The organism is Sabulicella glaciei, from assembly GCF_026183895.1.
GTDB lineage: Bacteria > Pseudomonadota > Alphaproteobacteria > Acetobacterales > Acetobacteraceae > Roseococcus > Roseococcus glaciei.
Window position 1 is genome coordinate 81578 of record NZ_JAPFQI010000015.1, and the last position, 18308, is coordinate 99885.

Consider the following 18308-nt stretch of genomic DNA (forward strand, 5'->3'; position numbering starts at 1 on the left):
CAAATGGGCGACCTTCCCATTGCGGCGACCACACCATCCATTCCCAAAAGTTGGTCGGCTGACCGGCCACAAATAAGCGGAGGTCTCATGTTCTGGAGAGCGTTCCGGCGCAGCGCGCTGGGCTTGTTGTTACTCGCCTCGGGAATCCTGGGAGGTGCGGCGCAGGCGGCCCCATTGGGTGGGCTGCCGAACAACAATGCACCGAATGATCCGGTCACAATCAGCTTCTACACCACCTTCTTCGGATGGAAGGGCGAGACATCCGAGCCCGGGGACCGCATTGAGGTGATGGGCGCCCTTACGGTCACGGCCGAAGCTTTCAGAAAGGGCTTCGACTTCCGTTTCGAGAACAGTGGAGCTTGGACCGATCAGCAGGGCAACCCGCACAAGGGGCTCGGCTATCTCGATCAGACAGACGGATTGCTGGACCTTAGCGTCATTTTGACCAATCTTGATCGTCCAGGCTGGTTCCCGTCGATGGGTGTCGACCTTGCGTATTTGCGTGCTGCGCAACACCCGATCGGCATTTCGGACAGCAAGTCTTTCTCTCTCCAAGGTGGAATTGGGCGCGGCTTGTCCGGAACCTTCCGGTTCGATGACGCCAATTATCCAGGGTACAATGGCTTCCCACCCGGGGAGTTCGGCGTGGCCTTTGCCTTCGACCGCGATGACTTCACTGGCAGGACCGCCGGCACCGGCTTTGGCTGCTTCAACCAGCCTTGCTTCTTCGCGGGCGAGATTTCCGTTCCCCGGGTGCCTGTGCCCGCACCAGGTGCCCTTGCCTTGCTGGCGCTCGGCGTGTTGGGCGTCGGCATGGTGCGGCGCAGGCAGCCCGCCTAACGGATCTACGACCCTCGCCCGGCGGGCGGGGGTCTATTTCTCCAGACACACCGCCATCGATCATCGCGCTCCACGAGCTCCGGTGCACGGACCGATCTCACGGCAGCAGCGGTACTCGGCCCGGCTCACCTTCGCCCACCCGGTAAGCTGGCGGCCCGGATGGATAGTGTACGAGATGCACCTCGCGTGACCTGCCGCTGCATTTCTCGCATCGCAGCCGAGCAGCGACTTCGCCCATAGGGTCGGCGCGGTGACACGCCGCGTTCGAGCAGCATCAGCACCGGTACGTAGCTGAGATCGCAAGGGCAGAGGGTCCGGAGCCGTAGCCCACACAGGCGCCGAGCGGAGTGTCACGAGTCCACACCCAGGGAGGATGAGCGTAGAATTTAAAGAGAACAAGCGGGTGCTTGGGGGGCAGTCTCCGCCGCCTCACACACCAGATCCAGCACGCGCGCTCGCAGCCTTGGCAGCAGGCGCACCGTGGCGGCCCCTCTGTCATCAAGCGGGTAGCGCACTTGGCGGCGAGCCGGCGCCTACCGGCCTGGCTTTGCTCGGCGCGGGACTGCTGGTCCTCGCATGGTGCGCCGCAAGGCCGTCTGCCGCGATCGGTGCGGCTCCGGCAGGGCTCAGCTTCTTTGCTATTGGACGGCCGATGCAGCTCGAGCGACAGGGCTCGTCACGTCTGGTTCGCAGGTCGGCCACGAGCGTCAATGGCGCCATAAGGGGATGCCATTGCGCCAGCAGCGTCAGCTAGGCCAACCGCAGCACTGCGATCCGAACGCGGGTGCATTGCTGCGCACCGCACGCGCTAGTTCTTCGACTACTGCGATCATCTACACGCGCCGTTGGAACGGGGAGCCGCACCCTTCGGCTCACTGTTCGCCCTGACGGAAGAGCATACGGATGCTTTGACTTCTACGCGCACATCCAGGCAGGCTTCACGAGAGGGAACGGCTGGCTAGGGCCCGCCGTGACAGGGAGCAAACGCCGTGCGCATGCAGCAGGGCGCCTCTTGATGACGGCGACGCGGGCCTTCCTCGAGTCCCACTCCTGTGGTCAACACGAACTCATCCAGCAACTGCCCCAGGTTCCAGCAGGGCGCGAAAGCCCAGCCGCTCGGCCGAAAGCTCCCGCTTCGGTCGGAAGCATTCTGCTTGCTTCGTTCATAACCCAGAATGCTAGCCTTTCCTCATGAAGTGGGAGGAAGCAATGCTTCAAAGATTGGTCCGACGCGCCGCTCAGTGACGACGAATGAGTGGACACAATCCACGAAGATGCGCCGCCACTCTGGCGAGCAAGCGGCTGGGGCAGGCCTCAGCTTGCCTGAAGCGGTCTACGCAGGCCTCACGAGATTGCTCATGCCGGGCAGCCAGCCTGCCTGGTTCGCGGGCCCACATCGATCGCGAAGTGCGGGCCGATGTGGCGGCATCACGGGAAGGGAAACGACAAGGATGAAGAATCTTGCAACGCCTCACACGGGGTTGGCGCAGCTGAGAGCAGGACGCCGAGGAGTCCTGCTGACCGGCGCCAGCCTCTCCGCCGCGGCGATCTGGCATTCAGGGCGCGCTCTCGCCCAGGCCTCCGACAACGTGGTCAAGATCGGTGTGCTCGACGACATGTCTGGCCCCTTTGCGGACCAGCAGGGCATGGGCGACGTCGTCTCCGCACGCATGGCCATCGAGGATTTCGGCGGCCAGGTGTTGGGCAGTCCGATCGAGCTGATCTACGGTGACCTGCAGAACCGGCCCGATGTCGGAATGGGGCTCGCCCGCCGCTGGTATGACCAGGAGCGGGTGGATGCGATCTTCGGCATCGGCAACTCCGCCGTTGCCCTTGCCGTGCAGCAACTCACCCGGGAGAAGAACCGAATCAACGTGTCGGTCGCCGCGGGCACGACCGAGCTCACGGGGCGGGCCTGCACGCCGAACGGCCTGCACTGGACCTACGACAATTACGCGCTCGCGCGCGGCACCGTTTCCGCCATGATCAACCAAGGCAAGCGGCGCTGGTTCTTCATCACTTCCGACTATGCCTTCGGGCACTCCCTTGAAGCGAACGGCACGGAGGTCGTGCGCGCGCTCGGGGGGCAGGTGGTCGGCTCAGCCAAGGCCCCGCTGAACGAGACCGACTTCTCCAACCACCTGCTGCGCGCGGCGCAGTCGGGCGCCGACGTGGTGGGCCTCGCAGTCGCCGGGGTGGACCTGATCAACGCGGTGAAGCAGATGGGTGAGTTCGGCCTCATCCGACGCGGCATCCAGCCCGCCGCGCTGCTTTGCCTGCTCACCAACGTCAGGGCAATCGGCCTGGATACCGCCCAGGGCCTTGTGTTCACGGAGGCATATTACTGGGATCAGAACGACGAGACGCGCGCATTCGCAACCCGCTTTGCACGGCACCATGGCCGGCCGCCGACCATGTTCCAGGCGAGTATGTGGGGCGCCGTGACCCATTACCTGAAGGCGGTGCAGGCCGCCGGGACTGACGCCGCGCCGGCGGTCATGGCGAAGATGCGCGAGACGCCGATCAACGACTTCATGACGCGCAATGGCCGCATCCGCGAGGATGGCCGGATCATCCGCGACATGTACCTCATGCGCGCAAAGCGCCCTTCTGAAGCGCGTGGCGAGTGGGACCTGCTGGAGGTGGTCGGGACCATTCCGGGCGATCAGGCTTTCCGTCCCGCCAACGAGAGCGAATGTCCCGCGCTCCGTCGGAACTGAGGACTCAGGCAGGGCAGGTCCGCCGGATCTGCCCTGCTTCCCGAAGAAGCGCGTCGGCCCATCAGAAACGACATGACACTTCGCGCAGAACTGGCTGAAGCGTGCGGCCGTGGCGCCGATCGCGCGTCGAGGAGCGCGAGAATGTCATGTGGACCAGGGCACCGAGTGGCGCTCCGCCGGAGTCTCCTCGCGTAGGCCATGCTCGGCCGGCAGCGCCGCGCTGTTCGTCAAATGGACAACCAGCGTCTCAGGTCCGATGAAATTCGAGACGGGCCCTGGGGCGGCACCAGCTGAACTGGGTTCAGGAGGACGAACTCTCAGGGTGCGGGAAACATCTCGCACGCAGTGACCAGCGCTTGCCAGAACAAAACCGACGCCACGAAAAGGAAGCGAACAGCCTCCTGCCAAGGTAAGCCATTGCGCGAGTAACTGTCCCTGTATTGTTCTGCGCGACGGCGCATCTGCTTTCTATCCAACAATTGGCATCCCCCCATCGTTCTGCGCAATCGCCGTCGGCGTTATCGTATGATTTTCAGATAGGCATAATTGCTTGCGGAGAGCCAGTTCTCAAATCATGACCGAATAGAGGATTTGTCTATGGAGTGAGTCTGGTGGGTGTTCCATCGATTGCCCAAGACCCAGCTAGGGGGGTGGCCAAACCCACCCGAACTGCAGGAAGGCGCGTCCGGGGGCCTCGCTTGCTACCGACATCGGTGCCTCGTGGCCCTGAGGCGACTGCGAGGTGAGCCGGTGGGATCTCTACGCCTCACGCAGGGGCATATTGCCTGCCGAACCGTCCACCCAGCTCTGCTTCTCGGGTGCGCGCCGCATATACGCGTCGGCTCGTCGTCGCCTGCTTCGAAAGAATTTAGACCATCGTCGGCTTTTTTTACGACCTGGACAATGTCGCAGACCTGTGCCCACGAAAACTGGTGCCACCCAAAGGGTTAGAGTTTTGGCATGGTGCTTGCTTTGGGTAGGAGCGGGCGAGCCGCACCGCTCGCCGCGAAACCTTGACGGGCGTGATCCCGGTTCCGGCAGGGTTCGGAAACAGCAACGGCACACTGGTTTGAGGAGCATCTCGATGAAGAAGCTGGCACTACTGGCGACGACCGCCGCCTTTGTCGGTCTGAGCGCCATTGCTCAGGCGGCGCCGATCACCATCATCACCTGGGCGCAGAACACGACGGATAAGTTGATCACGGCCACTGCCAACGGCGGCAACACGCAGACGACCCTCGCCGGAAGCGATGTCGCGATCACGGTGTCGGGCTATGCGAACGGCGTCGCGACGCCCTTCGCTGCCTTCCTGAACCTGACCGCGACCAGCACGGGCGCCGCGACGATCGTGGGCGGCGACGATGTCCGCCAGGCCTTCGCCGGCACCTTCACCATCACCTCCGGCGCGGGCGGCTCGGGCACCAACTACCTGTCGGGCAACTTCTCCGACATCTCCCTGAACGGGTCACGCATCGGTGGGCCGGCGGGTGGTTTCCAGGCCAGCCTGATTGCCTCGGATCCGCCGGGCACCGTGAACCTGACCTCCGCCCTGATTCCGGCCGCCAATCTGCAGGATCCGTCGGCGATCGGCTTCACCTTCACGGCGCTTTCTTCCGCCTTCAACATCTGCGGCTCGACGATCTGCGGCTTCACGGCGAGCGTCAGCGGCAACGCGAGCGCTTCGCAGGTCGCCGTGCCGGCCCCGGCCGGCCTCGCCCTGCTCGGCCTTGGCGTGTTCGGTCTCGCCGCGGTTCGCCGCAAGGTCGCGGCCTGAGCACAAACCGCATCCTTTAGCGGTGTGAAAGGGGCGGCCCCGGCTCCAACGAGCCGGGGCCGTTCTGCTTCAAGGCGCCTACGTGGGTCTGGCGCCATCTGATTGGCTCTGTACCGCTCCCGCACTGGCTCGCTATCGGACTCGTTCCGCCTGATGGGGTCGCACGCGGCAAGAATGGCAATCCGACGCGATTGTCGGACCTTGCCAGCTCAGCGGTCTAGCACGCGCTCTATCCGCATCGGCAGGCCGCCCGCAGGCCTCAGTGTGATCTGGAGATGCGGCTCGACAGGCGCATTCGAGCCATGGCGCGGCCGCACCCGTGGCACCATCACCGCCAGCGCGGCAAGCATCTCGGTCATGGCGAAGTGGTTGCCGATGCAGGTGCGAGGCCCACCGCTGAACGGGAAATAGGTGTAGGGCGCCGGTCGGGCCTCGCCGATGAAACGGGTGGGGTCGAACCTTTCCGGATCCGGCCAGAAGCGCGCGTCCCGCTGCACCACCCAGGGGCTCAGGGCGATGATGGAGCCGGCCGGGATGTCGTGGCCGCCGAGCCGGTCCGGCGCGGCAGCGAGGCGGGGAAACCAGCCTGCGGGCGGGTAGAGCCGCATCGCCTCCTGCAGCGTCGCCTCCGTATACGCAAGCTGGGCTAGGTCGCCCGGCGTCGGGACCGTCCGGGGTCCGAGCACGCGTGCCACCTCGTCCCGGATTCTGGCCTCGACCTCAGGATGAAGGGCGAGGAGGTGCCAGGCCCAGCTCAGCGCGGCTGCGGAGGTCTCGTGCCCGGCGAGGATCATGGTCATCGCCTCGTCGCGCACCTGCCGGGCATCGACGCCCCTGTCGCCGTCCCCCTGCGCGGCCAGGAGCATCCCGAGAAGGTCGTCTCCCGGCTCCGCGGCGGCGAGGCGTTTCGCGATGATCTCCTCGATCGCCTCGTCGAGCACGGACAGGGCGTGGCGGAAGCGACGGTTGGCGGGGGTGGGCAGGCGCTCCGTCCATTCCGGCGCGAGCGACCAGAACCGCCCCGAGATCCAATCCTGCACCTCCAGCACGGCAGCGGTGATCCGCGCATCTCCGCCTCGCTGCTGCCCTCCGAACATGCAGCCCACCGCGATGTCGAGGGTAAGGTCGGACATGGCCTGCGAAACATCGATCGTCCGGCCCGCCTCCGCCTCCCAGCGTTCTGCCAGGTCGGAGGCCGCACCCGCCATGATGCGCACGAAGCGCCGGATCCGCTCGGCCCGGAAGGCCGGCTGCAGCAGGCGGCGCTGGCGCTGCCAGAGCGCCCCCTCGCTGGTGAGCATGCCTTCGCCGAGCACCGCCTTGAGGCGGTCGTGGAACGGCGTCCGGCGGTAATTGGCCGCGTTCTCCTGCAGCACGTGCCGGATATGCGCGGGGTTCGTCAGCACGAAAAGCGGGAAGCGCAGCGGGACCGGAATCCGGACAACATCGCCAAGCGACCTTGCCTGCTCGAACACGGCAAGTGGATTGCGCGCGAGGGCCGGCAGCTTGCCGAGAAATGGCAGGCCGCCTGGCATGGTCGGTGGTTGGGTCACCAGCGACTCCATCATGGCGGCGGCGCAGCCTCGCCGTGCCCAGGCTAGAGCGGCAGGGTAGGCAAGGGCGCGGGGAAAAGCACCCGAAACCCTCGCCTACGGGGCTGGCCCCTTCGTTGCGGCTTCCCTCGAGCTTCGTGCCCGCCTTTTCCTAGGACGCCCCGCACAAGGCGGCGAAGAGGTGGCGCTGCTTCTCCACCTCCTGGGCCAGCGGCTCGTGGACGGTCCTCTCCTCCCCCTCCACCGCCAGTTCGAGCATCCCGTTCGGGCAGTAGCGGTCGTCGTCCCACCCGAGATGAGACAGCACGGGGTAGAGGCAGATCCCCTCTATAGGCACGCCGGCCCGCATCGCGGCCCGCACCTCCTCGCAAACATAGTTCAACCAAGGCGCACGCTCCTCGCCCTCGATGCTGGTCTCGGCGAGAAAGATAGGCCGCCCATAGCGCGCGTGGACCCCGACCAGGAGGTCGCGCAGCGGCGTGTGCCCGGGGTCGCCCGGGACCAGCGCCTCGCGCAGGCCGCCGTGGAGCCACTGGTTGTTCCAGTAGTAATTCACGCCGATCACATCGAGCAGCTCCGGCGCACCGCCCAGTTCGGGTGACATGTGGCCCGCGATCATCTCCCAGGCGTGGAACTGGCCCTCGTTGCGGGCGGCAGCCTCGGCGGGGTCCTGCTCGGGGCGCGCGACGATGTTGATGAGCGGGTCGATCAGGAGGATGCGCGATCCCGGCGCGGCCTCCCGCACCGCCCTTGCGCCGGCCACGGTCGCGCGGACCAGCTGCCGCTTCAGATCATCGCTGTGTTCCTGTGAGGTGCAGCCGGGATTCATCAGCCCGGCTTCCCCGCCCGCCCAGGAAAAGAAGGAGATCTCGTTGACGGGGCAGACCATCGGCGGCTCCCCCGTCTCCTCCAGGTGCAGCCGCGCGAAGGCGCCGGAAAAGGCGGCAAAGCGGTCCACGAAGGCGGAGGAGAAAACGTCCAGCCCGTCGGGCCAGCCATAGTGGCACAAGTCCCACGCGACCTGCGTCCCCACCTCCTGCGCCGCCCGCATCATGGGAAGCACGGAGGACCAGTCATAGTGGCCCGGCGCCGTCTCGACGAGGTGCCAGCGCGCCCCGTCGCGCACGGAGCGGATTCCGTGCCGCTTCAGTTGCCGGTAATCCTGCGACACGAGGACATCGTGGCGCGTGGTCCGCAACAGGTCGAGGCGCTGCCCGTCGCGGCGCCGATGCGTCGAGCATTCGAAGCCGCCCAGGAAGAAGCTGCGGAACAGGCTCGGGCGGAAGCTCAGCTCGGGCGGGGCCGCCCGGAGGTCGTTGGACATGTGCTGCATGGGATCCGCGATCAGGCTCGGGTGGTGGCGCGGCGCTTGGCGCCAATCTCCAGGACGAGGCGGGCGGCGGCTTCGACGCCCCCGCCCCCGGTGACGAGGCTTCGGGCCTGGGCGATCCTGTCCCGCGTCGCCTCCGGCTGGTCAAGGATCTCGCGGAAGGCCGCCTCCATCGCCTCCGGGGTGACCGCATCGGGGAGGAGGCAGGGCGCGGCCTGGTGGCGCCCCAGCGCCTCGCCGAGCAGCCGCGTCTCCGAGATGGGGCCGGGCACCAGCACCATCGGCGTGCCGAGGGCGGCGGCCTCGTGCATGGTGCTGGTACCTTCCGCCAGGACGATGTCGGCGGCGCTGATGTGGCGCAGCGCCTCGGCCTGCGGCACGACGCCCTCCAGCCGCACCCAGTCCGGGAAGGCGTCGAGGCCGAGGAGGGAGCGGAGCTCCGCCCGGTCATGGGTGGCGATGAGGTGGAGGCGAAGCCCGGGGTGGGAGCCCTGCCGCAGCCGCTCCGCCGCGCCGAAGACGCTGCGCAGGACGCGCGTGCCGAATTCCCGCGTGAAGGGGAAATTCCGCACCGCGTAGAGGATCATTGGGCCTCCCGCCTCGGCGCCCAGGCTGGCGCGCGCCTGCTCGCGGTCGGGCACGGAGGCTAGGTCCAGGAACGGGCCGGTCTTCACGATCAGGTCCTCGACCAGGGACAGTTCCTCGGGCATCGCGACCACGGGCGAGTAGGCCCAGATGATCGCGTCCATCTGCTTCATCATCGGCCAGTCGCCGAACAGCTCGTCGCCCACCGGCGGGATCGGGATGGAAACCCAGGCGGCCCGGGGAACGCAGGCGCGAAGCGGCAGGAGGTAGCGCGCCGTGTCGTCCACGATCACATCGGCATCGCCGAAGCAGGCGCGGGCGATCGCGTCGCGGTCCCGGCGCGAGATCGCGGGGAGCAGGCGGGGCTGGTAGCCCATCTGCATGGTCATCTCGATGTTGGGCGGCCGCAGCCGGACCATGTCGATCACGTACTCGACCTCGACCGACGCATCGGCGCGCTTCAACGCCCGGGCCAGCGTCGCCGTCCGGGACACGTGGCCGATGCCGCCCTCGACACAGGGGAGCATGATCACCTTCATGGGCGCTGCCTCAACAAATTCGCCATTCGTCTGCTTGACCCCTTGCTTCTGGCTCGCGGCGATGGTGGCCGCGCAGGCATCCCCCGTGGGAATGCCGCTTCCCAAGCAATCAAACTTGAGCCCGCTCGTTGGCTCCAGGCGGAATTTTTCTTGCCTGCAAGGAAACGGACACCTCTCGCATGCGCTAGGCAAAAGGCTCGTTCCGGAAATGTCCCAGGTGAACAGTCGGGTAAACGAGGCTTGGATGCATGCAGAAACTTGAATTATGGGGCGGTGTGGAGTGCACCGTCCTGCGTTCGGGGGGTGTTTGGCGCGATCAGGTCCACGAGACCGGCCATCACGACCGCGAAGGCGACCTGGACCTCATCGCGGATCTCGGCATCCGAAAGCTGCGCTATCCCGTCCTTTGGGAGCGGGTGGCTCCGGAGGATCCTTCCCGCCTGGATTGGAGTTGGTCCGATGCGCGCCTCGGCAGGCTGCGCGAGCTGGGCTGCGATCCGATCCTGGGCCTGGTGCATCACGGTTCGGGGCCGGCCTATACGAGCCTGCTCGACCCGGAGTTCCCGGAAAAGCTGGCCAATTACGCCGCGCAGGCGGCTGCGCGCTATTCCTGGGTCCGCGATTGGACCCCGGTGAACGAGCCGCTGACTACGGCGCGCTTTTCTGGTCTCTACGGCCACTGGTTCCCGCACGGAAACGACGCGCGCAGCTTCCTGCAGGCGCTGATGAACGAGATCCGCGGCACTGCCCTTGCGATGCGCGCGATCCGCCGCGTCCGGCCTGATGCGCGGCTCGTCCAGACGGAGGATCTCGGCCGCGTCTTCTCGACCCGACCGCTGGCCGGCCAGGCGGCGCACGAGAATGAGCGGCGCTGGCTCAGCTTCGACCTACTGTGCGGCCGCGTGGACCGGCACCACCCCTGGTACCGCATCATGCTGGCCGAGGGCGTGGAGCAGGCGCACCTGGACGAGATGGTGGCCGAGCCCTGCGCGCCCGACCTCATCGGCATCAACCACTACGTCACGAGCGACCGCTTCCTCGATCACCGGACGCATCTTTATCCGCCCGAGACGATCGGCGGGAACGGGAAGATGGCCTATGCCGACACCGAGGCGGTGCGGGTGCCCATGCCGCCCGATGCGCGCATCGGCCCCGAGGCACGGCTGCGCGAGGCGTGGGAGCGCTACCGCCTCCCCATCGCCGTGACCGAGGCGCATCTCGGCTGCATCGAGTCCGAGGAATGCGTCCGCTGGCTGATGGAGGTGTGGAACGCCGCCGGCCGCCTGCGGCAGGAAGGCGCGGATCTCTGCGCAGTGACCGTGTGGTCCCTGTTCGGCGCGGTTGATTGGTGCTCCCTGCTGCGCCGTAAGGCCGGGCGCTACGAGCCGGGCGTCTTCGACGCGCGCCATTCCCCGCCCCGCCCGACGCTGCTGGCCGAGGCCGTGAAGTCCCTCGCGACCACCGGCCGATACGACGAGGCCATCGCGCGCCAGCCGGGCTGGTGGCGGCGCGAAGACCGCTTCGTCGTCGAGCTGCAAGCGCTGGCCGGGGACGATTGAGCCGGGCTGGCCCGTCCCGCGGGAAGGGCTCGGATCTGGCTGAGGGCGACGCTCCCTCCTGGGGGCCGCTCGACTGGTTCGCCCTTTCGCCCGCCCTCGTCCTCGCGGCACTGGGCATAATGTTCGTGCTCGCGCCCCGTGCGGGAGCGGCGCTGTTCGGGCTACCGGCGCCGGAAGGCGACGCGCTGGGCTATCTGCGCGCCATCGGCATCCGCGACCTCGCCTTTGGCGGCTATGTGCTGGCGCTCGCGTGGCTTGCGGGGCGCCGGGCGGCAGGGATCGTGCTGGCCATCACGGTGCTGATTCCGGCCAGCGACCTGCTGCTGATCCTGACGATCCGCGGCTTTGCCTCGCCGCTTCACCTGATGCTGCACGCTGCCAGCGGGCTCTATGTGGGTCTCGCGGCAGTGATCCTGCTGCGCCGTGGTCCGGAACGCATGCCCTGGAGATGACGCATGGCTGAAACGAGATTCGCGCCGCCTGGACCGTTGGGCTATGGCGGCGCACCGCTCGGCAACATGTTCGCGGTGGTGGATGACGCGACGGCGCGCTGCGCGCTGGACGCGGCGTGGGAGACGGGAATCCGCTACTTCGACACGGCGCCGCATTACGGCTCCGGCATTTCCGAGCATCGCTTCGGCGAGGCGCTGCGCCACCGACCGCGGGAGGAGTTCGTGCTCTCGACCAAGGTCGGTCGCCTGCTGCGGCCCGATGCCAGCCGTCCCGTGAACCAACCCTTTCTCGACCCGCTGCCGTTCCGGGTCGTGGTGGACTATTCCTTCGACGCCACGCTGCGCTCGATCGAGGACAGCCTGCAGCGCCTCGGCACCGACCGCATCGAGATCGCCTTCATCCACGACATCGCCGAGGACCATCTCGGTTCGAACTGGATGGAGGTGTTCGACGAGGCGATGCGCAACGGCGCGGCCAAGGCGCTGATCCGCCTGCGCGAGGAAGGGGTGATCAAGGCCTGGGGCCTGGGCGTGAACCGCACCGAACCCTGCTCTCGCGCGCTCCGCATGTCCGACCCGGATTTGTTCCTGCTGGCGGGGCGCTACAGCCTGCTCGACACCTCGGCGCTGGGTGGTCTCTTCGCCGAATGCGCCGAGCGGGGTGCGCATGTGGTGGTGGGTGGCCCCTACAATTCCGGTCTGCTCGCGGGCGGACGGAACTTCGACTATGTCGAGGCGTCGGCAGAGCGTGTCGCGGCGCGCGACCGCATGGCCGAGATGTGCGCCCGCTTCGGCGTGGACCTCCGCAGCGCCGCGCTGCAATTCTGCGCGGCGCACCCCGTGGTCGCCTCCGTCATTCCGGGCGCCAAGCATGCGGACCGGGTGCGGGAGAATGCCGCGCTGATGCGCCAGCCTATCCCCGGCGAATTCTGGCAGGCGCTGAAGAGCGAGAAGCTGCTGCCCGAGGCGGCGCCGACGCCCTAGCCGGCAGTCACGGCGGGTTCATGCCGCGTGTTTCCGGCATGATCCGCCAGAAGAGCAGCCCGCCCAGCGCGGCGACGCCCGCCAGGGCCAGGAAGGTGGTGTCATAGCCCACCCAGACCACCATCTGCCCGGCGATCCCCGCGCTGAGCACGCCGCCCACCCCATGCACCGTGCCCACCACGCCCTGAGCCGCCGCGAAATGCCCGCTCCCCCGCGTCAGGTCCGCGACCACCACGGGGAAAAGGGCGCCGATCAGCCCCGCGCCGACCCCGTCCAGCAGCTGCACGGCAATCAGCCAGGCCGCGTTGTCCGAAAGCGTGTAGAGCACGCCGCGCAGCGCGAGGGCCGCGAAGGCCGCCAGCAGCAGCGGCCGTCGCCCCCAAAGATCGGCCCGCGCCCCGGCCAGCGCCGCGACCGGCACCATCACCGCCTGCGCCGCGATGGCCGAGGCGGCGGTGAGGGTGATGCCCTGGCCCAGATTGCCGAGCGCCAGCTTCTGCGAGACGAGGCCGAGCATCGAGGCATTGGCCAAATGGAACAGGGCGCCGCACATCGCGAAGGCGAGGAGCGGACGCGATTCCAGCAGCAGCGCCCAGGCCGAGCGTCCGGGCGCCGCGACCTCGCCGGAATGGAGGCCGCGCGCGACGGAATGGTCGATGGCGCGCGCGGGCACCGCCGCGGCGGCCACCACGCTCGCCACCATGGTGAAGCCCATGCTCCAGAACAGCACCGGGCTGCCGAAGAATGGCGCGGTGACGAGGATGGCGAGGCAGATCGTCCCGTCGCCCAGGTGGAACAGGGCCTCGTTGCGCCCGGCGCGGCGCGCGAAGCGCTCCGGCCCCACGATACCGAGCGAGATGGCGGAAAGGGTTGGTCCGATCGTGACGCCCGCCAGCGCCCCGACCACCCCGGCCAGCGCCACCGGCCAGAATTGCGGGAAAAGCGGGATGACGAGGCAGGTCGCGGTCACGAGGCACACTGCGCCGGCGATCAGGGCGCGTTTCGCCCGCACCGCGTCCACGAGCGAGCCCATGGGCGCCTGGGAAACCAGCCCGGTCAGCCCGCCGATCGAAAGCGCGGCGCCGATGCTGCCGGCATCCCAGCCATGCTCGGTCAGGAGATAAACGCCCAGAAAGGCGCCGAGCCCGTAGCGCGCGTCGGAGATGAAGAAGCTGAGCGCATCCAGGGTGCGCTCGGCGCGCGCATTCAGCGCCATTTCCGCCATCCGTTCAGGGGCCGGTCGAGGTGGAGGCCAGCCCGAGGCCAGCTTTGCGTGCACATGCTGGAAGCATCAATGCAGGTCGGGGCCTGAAGGTCATCGCCTCCGCGCTTGATCGGCCACGCGACCCGCGGCCGCCGAGGAGCCGGCCGCAACGGTTTCCCTTCGCCCGAGGCCAGAATGCATGGCTTGGCAGCCCGCAGCGCGGCCTCGTGCGCCTAGCTGCCTGCTCCCAACCCGGGGCCAAGATGCTCCGGGGGCGGGCGAGGTCATCCGCGCGGCAGCCGAGCCGCGCAGGGGGCGGCCGCCAGGAGGACCGCCCCCGGCGCGTCGCCTTAGGCCCCGGCGGCCACCTTGTCCTGCGTCTTGGTGTCGAAATCGCTGGCCTCGTGCCGCTCCCAGAGCTGGCTGGCAGGGTCGCCCTGGGTCCGGTTGACGATGCGGCCACGCTTCACCGCAGGACGCTCCCCGGTCGCATCCGCCCAGCGCACCACGTTCCTGTAGGACTGCACGTCGAGGAACTCCGCGGCGCCGTAGAGCCAGCCCTTCACCAGCCCGCCATACCAGGGCCAGATCGCCATGTCCGCGATGGTGTACTCGGCGCCCGCGACGTATTCGGCCTCGGCCAGGCGGCGGTCGAGCACGTCGAGCTGACGCTTGGTTTCCATGGCGAAGCGGTCGATCGGGTATTCCATCTTGCTCGGGGCGTAGGCGTAGAAATGCCCGAAGCCACCGCCGAGATAGGGGGCGCTGCCCATCTGCCAGAACAACCAGGATAAGCATTCCGCTCGCGCGGCGCCCTCGCGCGGCAGGAAGGCGCCGAACTTCTCCGCGAGATAGAGCAGGATCGCGCCGGACTCGAAGACCCGCACGGGGAAGGGGCCGCTGCGGTCGAGCAGGGCAGGGATCTTCGAGTTGGGGTTCACCGCGACGAAGCCGCTGCCGAATTGCTGCCCCTCGCCGATGCGAATGAGCCAAGCATCGTACTCGGCGCCCGCATGGCCTTGGGCCAGAAGCTCCTCCAGCATCACCGTGACCTTCTGGCCGTTCGGCGTGCCCTGCGAATAGAGCTGGAGCGGGTGCCGCCCGACTGGCAATTCCTTCTTGTGAGTCGGGCCCGCGACCGGACGGTTGATGTTGGCGAAATGGCCGCCATTCGCCTTGTTCCAGCTCCAGACTTTGGGCGGGGTGTAGTCGGACGTTTGGCTCATGCAGGACTCCAGGGACAAGGGGCCGGGCCGTTCCCGTGTGGGAGGCCGTGCCAGGATATGGTGCGCTGCGCGGGGCGGACACCACCGGACCGGCAACTGGAAGGAAGCAGGACATGGATGCGGACGAACTGAGAGACTGCCCCAGCCCCGAAGGCCTGCCGCCGCTTCTCGCGGCGTTGTGGTGGGACGCGCGCGGCGACTGGAAGAAGGCCCATGGCCTCGCGCAATCGGTCGGGAGCATGGAGGGCGCCTGGATGCACGCCTATCTGCACCGCAAGGAAGGCGACCTCGCGAATGCGGATTACTGGTACCGCCGGGCGGGCCGCCCCCGTCCCGCTGCTTCGCTGGAGGCGGAATGGGCGGAACTCGCCCGAGGCCTTGGCGCCTGAGCACCGGCTCGCGCAGGCCGCTCCAGCCCCGCGCCGTCACCGCTGACCGAAAAGGCGCTGATCCCGAACCGAACTCCTTTCCGCGCGTTGGCAGCCAAGCCGGAAGCGAAAGGGGCATCCATGCTCAACACGTCGCAACCCGTGCGGGAGGGCGGCTCGGTCAAAGGAGTGGGGCCGGTTTTCCTGGCCTCGGCGGTTCTGATCGTTGCCATCGTCGTCTGCGGCGTCGTCGCCCCGGAGGCGGTCGGCCGGATCTTCACCGCCCTGCAGGCCTGGATCATGGACCGGCTTGGCTGGTTCTACATGCTGTCCGTCGCGATCTTCCTGTTCTTCGTGCTCTTTCTCGCGATCAGCCGCCACGGCCTGGTGAAGCTCGGCCCCAACCACTCCGAACCCGAGTTCAGCTACGGCTCCTGGTTCGCGATGCTGTTCAGCGCCGGGATGGGTATCGGCCTCGTCTTCTTCGGCGTGGCGGAACCGGTGATGCATTTCACGACGCCGCCCGTGGGCGAGGAGGGCACGATCGAATCAGCCCGCGCCGCGATGCGGATCACCTTCTTCCATTGGGGCGTGCATGCCTGGGCGATCTACGCCGTGATCGGGCTGTCCCTGGCCTATTTCGGCTTCCGCCACGGCATGCCGCTCACCATCCGCTCGGCCTTCTATCCACTGATCGGGGAGCGCATCCATGGGCCGCTCGGGCAGGCCATCGACGTCTTCGCCGTGCTCGGCACCGTGTTCGGTGTCGCCACCTCGCTCGGCCTCGGGGTGCTTCAGGTGAATGCGGGCCTCGCGCACCTCATCGGAGTGCCGGAAGGGTTGACGACGCAGGTCGTGCTCATCGCGACGATCACGGGCATGGCGACGGTATCGGTCATGCTCGGCCTCGATGCCGGGATCCGGCGGATCAGCGTGCTGAACATGGTACTGGCGGGCGCCTTGCTGCTCTTCGTGGGCGTGGCGGGGCCGACCGTCTTCCTCCTGAAGGCGCTGGTGCAGAACACGGGCGGCTATATCGACGACTTCATCAGCCGCACCTTCCTGCTCTACGCCTATGAGCCGAACAACTGGATCGCCGACTGGACGCTGTTCTACTGGGCCTGGTGGATCTCATGGTCGCCTTTCGTCGGCATGTTCATCGCCCGCATCTCGCGCGGGCGCACCATCCGCGAATTCGTGCTCGGCGTGCTGTTCGTGCCGACCGGCTTCACGCTGGTCTGGATGACCGCCTTCGGGAACACCGCGCTCTGGCTGCAGCTCTCCGGAACCACGAGCTTCGTTTCGGAAACTGTTGCGCAGAGCGTTCCGCTCGCCCTCTTCGCCTTCTTCGAGCAGTTCCCCTTCGCGACCCTCACCTCCGCCGTCGCCACGCTGCTGGTCGTGACCTTCTTCGTCACCTCGGCGGATTCCGGCGCACTGGTGGTGGACACCATCACCTCGGGCGGCGCGGAGGACACGCCGGTCTGGCGGCGCGTGTTCTGGGCCGTGCTCACCGGCGCCGTGGCGGCGGTTCTGCTCTTCGCGGGCGGGCTCCGCAGCCTGCAGACCGCGACCATCGCCAGTGCGCTGCCCTTCACGTTCGTCATGCTGGCGATGTGCTACGGGCTGCTGCGGGCGCTACGCCTCGAAGCGCTGCGGGCGACGCTCATGCAGGCGGCACCGGCCGCGACAGGCGGCACCGACCATTCCTGGCAGAGGCAGCTTCACACCATTCTCCACCACCCCTCCCAGGCTGAGGTCCGGGGCTTCCTGGCCGGCGTCGCCGCGCCCGCGCTGGAGGCCGTGTGCCAGGAGCTTGGCAACCGCGGGGTGGAGGCGAAGCTGCTGCGCGACGAGGACCGCATCCGCCTCGTCGCGATGCCCGGCGGGCCGGAGGAATTCCGCTACGGGCTCCGCGTCCGCGGCTTCACCGTTCCGAGCTTCGCCTATTTCGAGCGCGGCCCGGTCGCAGAGGACGGGAGCCGCCGCTATTTCCGGGCCGAGGTGTTCCTGCGAGAGGGCGGCCAGGATTACGACGTGATGGGCTATTCGCGCGAGGAACTGATCGCGGACGTACTGGCCCAGTATGAGCGGCACCTGAACTTCCTGCACGCGGCCGGTCGCACCTCGGGTTGAGGCGCGGGGGCGGATGAGGCCGACGCTTCACCCGCGCCTGCTGAATGGCCGGACCGGGGACCCGGCGCTCTACGTGGAGGCGCTGCACCGGACGGAGGCGATCCTCCTGGATTGCGGCGATCTGTCCGCGCTGTCGCCGCGGCACCTGCTGCGGGTGTCCGCACTGGCGGTGTCGCACGCGCACATGGATCATTGGGCCGGGTTCGACCGCCTGCTGCGGCTGCTGATCGGCCGCGAGAAGACGCTGCCCGTGGTGGGGCCGCAGGGCTTCGCGCAGCGCCTGTTCCACCGCCTGCAGGCCTATACCTGGAACCTCGTGGACCGCATCCCGGCCGATCTTTCCTTCGAGGTGACGGAGGTCACCGCGACGGAGCCATGGAAGCGCGTGCGGTTTCGGCTCCACCGGGGCTTCGCGTGGGAGGATCGTCCCCCGCAGGCGGCGGCGCCGGACGGCGCGGTCCTCCGGCTGGGCCCCTTACGGCTGCGCGCGGCGGTGCTGGATCACGGCACGCCCTGCCTCGGCTTCGCCGTCGAGGAAACGGCCCACCTGAACATCTGGCGCACCGGGCTGGATGCGTTGTCGCTCCCCACCGGACCCTGGCTGGATGGCCTGAAGGATGCGGTGGTGTCGGGGCAGCCCGACGACCACCCGGTCCCGATCTATGCCCGCCGCTCGGAGGCCGTGGCGGCGCCCAGGCGGCCGCTGGGCGAATTGCGGGACTTGGTCCGGGTGACTCCCGGCCAGCGCCTCGTCTACCTCACAGACTTCGCCGATATCCCGGCCAATCGCGACGCCGCCGTCGCACTGGCACAGGGCGCAGACATGCTGTTCATCGAGGCGCCCTTCGCCGCCGCGGATGCCGCGGTCGCGCTGGACCGGCGGCACCTGACCACGCAGGCCGCGGGCGAGATCGCGCGCGCGGCGAGGGTGCGCCGCATCGAGCCCTTCCACTTCTCGCCGCGCTACCTTGGCCAGGAAGCGCGGCTTCTCGCGGAGGTGGCGGCGGCTTCAGGATTGGAAATCCCTTGAAGCGCGGC

At 67.9% G+C, this 18308-nt stretch carries 14 protein-coding genes; 9 read left to right on the forward strand and 5 right to left on the reverse strand.

Annotated features, from left to right (window positions below; all coding sequences use genetic code 11):
• Window positions 1-3 precede the first annotated feature (3 nt).
• The 3 genes from OF850_RS16910 to OF850_RS16920 all read left to right on the forward strand — a co-directional run bounded on the left by OF850_RS16910 (window position 4) and on the right by OF850_RS16920 (window position 5334).
• Window positions 4-840 (forward strand): PEP-CTERM sorting domain-containing protein, encoded by an 837-nt coding sequence (locus tag OF850_RS16910; RefSeq protein WP_301591498.1) that lies wholly within the window; start codon window positions 4-6, stop codon window positions 838-840.
• A 1358-nt stretch (window positions 841-2198) separates the two neighbouring features.
• Window positions 2199-3560 (forward strand): ABC transporter substrate-binding protein, encoded by a 1362-nt coding sequence (locus OF850_RS16915; protein ID WP_301591500.1) that lies wholly within the window; start codon window positions 2199-2201, stop codon window positions 3558-3560.
• Window positions 3561-4644: 1084 nt separating this feature from the next.
• On the forward strand, window positions 4645-5334 hold the full coding sequence (locus OF850_RS16920) for a hypothetical protein (RefSeq protein WP_301591501.1): 690 nt from the start codon (window positions 4645-4647) through the stop codon (window positions 5332-5334).
• 209 nt (window positions 5335-5543) lie between these two features.
• Here the strand turns inward: OF850_RS16920 and OF850_RS16925 are convergent, their stop codons facing one another.
• From OF850_RS16925 to OF850_RS16935, 3 genes are all read right to left on the reverse strand, one after another.
• Window positions 5544-6887: a cytochrome P450 gene (locus OF850_RS16925; protein WP_301591502.1), complete on the reverse strand. Its 1344-nt coding sequence runs from the start codon at window positions 6885-6887 to the stop codon at window positions 5544-5546.
• 151 nt (window positions 6888-7038) lie between these two features.
• Window positions 7039-8211 (reverse strand): glycoside hydrolase family 1 protein, encoded by a 1173-nt coding sequence (locus OF850_RS16930; protein WP_301591503.1) that lies wholly within the window; start codon window positions 8209-8211, stop codon window positions 7039-7041.
• A gap of 20 nt (window positions 8212-8231) precedes the next feature.
• A complete protein-coding gene (locus OF850_RS16935) occupies window positions 8232-9341 on the reverse strand; it encodes a glycosyltransferase family protein (RefSeq protein WP_301591504.1) in 1110 nt (369 codons plus the stop codon).
• Window positions 9342-9589: 248 nt separating this feature from the next.
• Between OF850_RS16935 and OF850_RS16940 the strand changes: the two genes are divergently transcribed.
• The 3 genes from OF850_RS16940 to OF850_RS16950 are packed head-to-tail and all read left to right on the forward strand — an operon-like array spanning window position 9590 to window position 12336.
• On the forward strand, window positions 9590-10900 hold the full coding sequence (locus tag OF850_RS16940; RefSeq protein ID WP_301591505.1) for a family 1 glycosylhydrolase: 1311 nt from the start codon (window positions 9590-9592) through the stop codon (window positions 10898-10900).
• Window positions 10897-11352 (forward strand): DUF4267 domain-containing protein, encoded by a 456-nt coding sequence (locus OF850_RS16945; RefSeq protein ID WP_301591507.1) that lies wholly within the window; start codon window positions 10897-10899, stop codon window positions 11350-11352. The genes OF850_RS16940 and OF850_RS16945 overlap by 4 nt, the downstream gene beginning before the upstream one ends.
• Before the next feature lie 3 nt (window positions 11353-11355).
• Window positions 11356-12336, forward strand: coding sequence for an aldo/keto reductase (locus tag OF850_RS16950; protein WP_301591508.1), 981 nt, complete (start codon window positions 11356-11358; stop codon window positions 12334-12336).
• A gap of 7 nt (window positions 12337-12343) precedes the next feature.
• On the opposite strand, the gene OF850_RS16955 is transcribed toward OF850_RS16950, so the two are convergent.
• Window positions 12344-13552, reverse strand: coding sequence for an MFS transporter (locus OF850_RS16955; protein WP_301591509.1), 1209 nt, complete (start codon window positions 13550-13552; stop codon window positions 12344-12346).
• A gap of 338 nt (window positions 13553-13890) precedes the next feature.
• Window positions 13891-14766 carry a glutathione-dependent disulfide-bond oxidoreductase gene (yghU, locus tag OF850_RS16960; protein WP_301591510.1) on the reverse strand — a complete coding sequence of 292 codons (876 nt, stop codon included), beginning with the start codon at window positions 14764-14766 and terminating at the stop codon, window positions 13891-13893.
• Between the two features lie 113 nt (window positions 14767-14879).
• Between yghU and OF850_RS16965 the strand changes: the two genes are divergently transcribed.
• The 3 genes from OF850_RS16965 to OF850_RS16975 all read left to right on the forward strand — a co-directional run bounded on the left by OF850_RS16965 (window position 14880) and on the right by OF850_RS16975 (window position 18300).
• The gene (locus tag OF850_RS16965) at window positions 14880-15155 is read left to right on the forward strand and encodes a hypothetical protein (RefSeq protein ID WP_301591511.1); all 276 of its coding nucleotides are present in this window, start codon (window positions 14880-14882) and stop codon (window positions 15153-15155) included.
• A 120-nt stretch (window positions 15156-15275) separates the two neighbouring features.
• A complete protein-coding gene (locus tag OF850_RS16970) occupies window positions 15276-17270 on the forward strand; it encodes a BCCT family transporter (protein ID WP_301591512.1) in 1995 nt (664 codons plus the stop codon).
• A gap of 13 nt (window positions 17271-17283) precedes the next feature.
• On the forward strand, window positions 17284-18300 hold the full coding sequence (locus tag OF850_RS16975) for an MBL fold metallo-hydrolase (protein WP_301591513.1): 1017 nt from the start codon (window positions 17284-17286) through the stop codon (window positions 18298-18300).
• Window positions 18301-18308 lie beyond the last annotated feature (8 nt).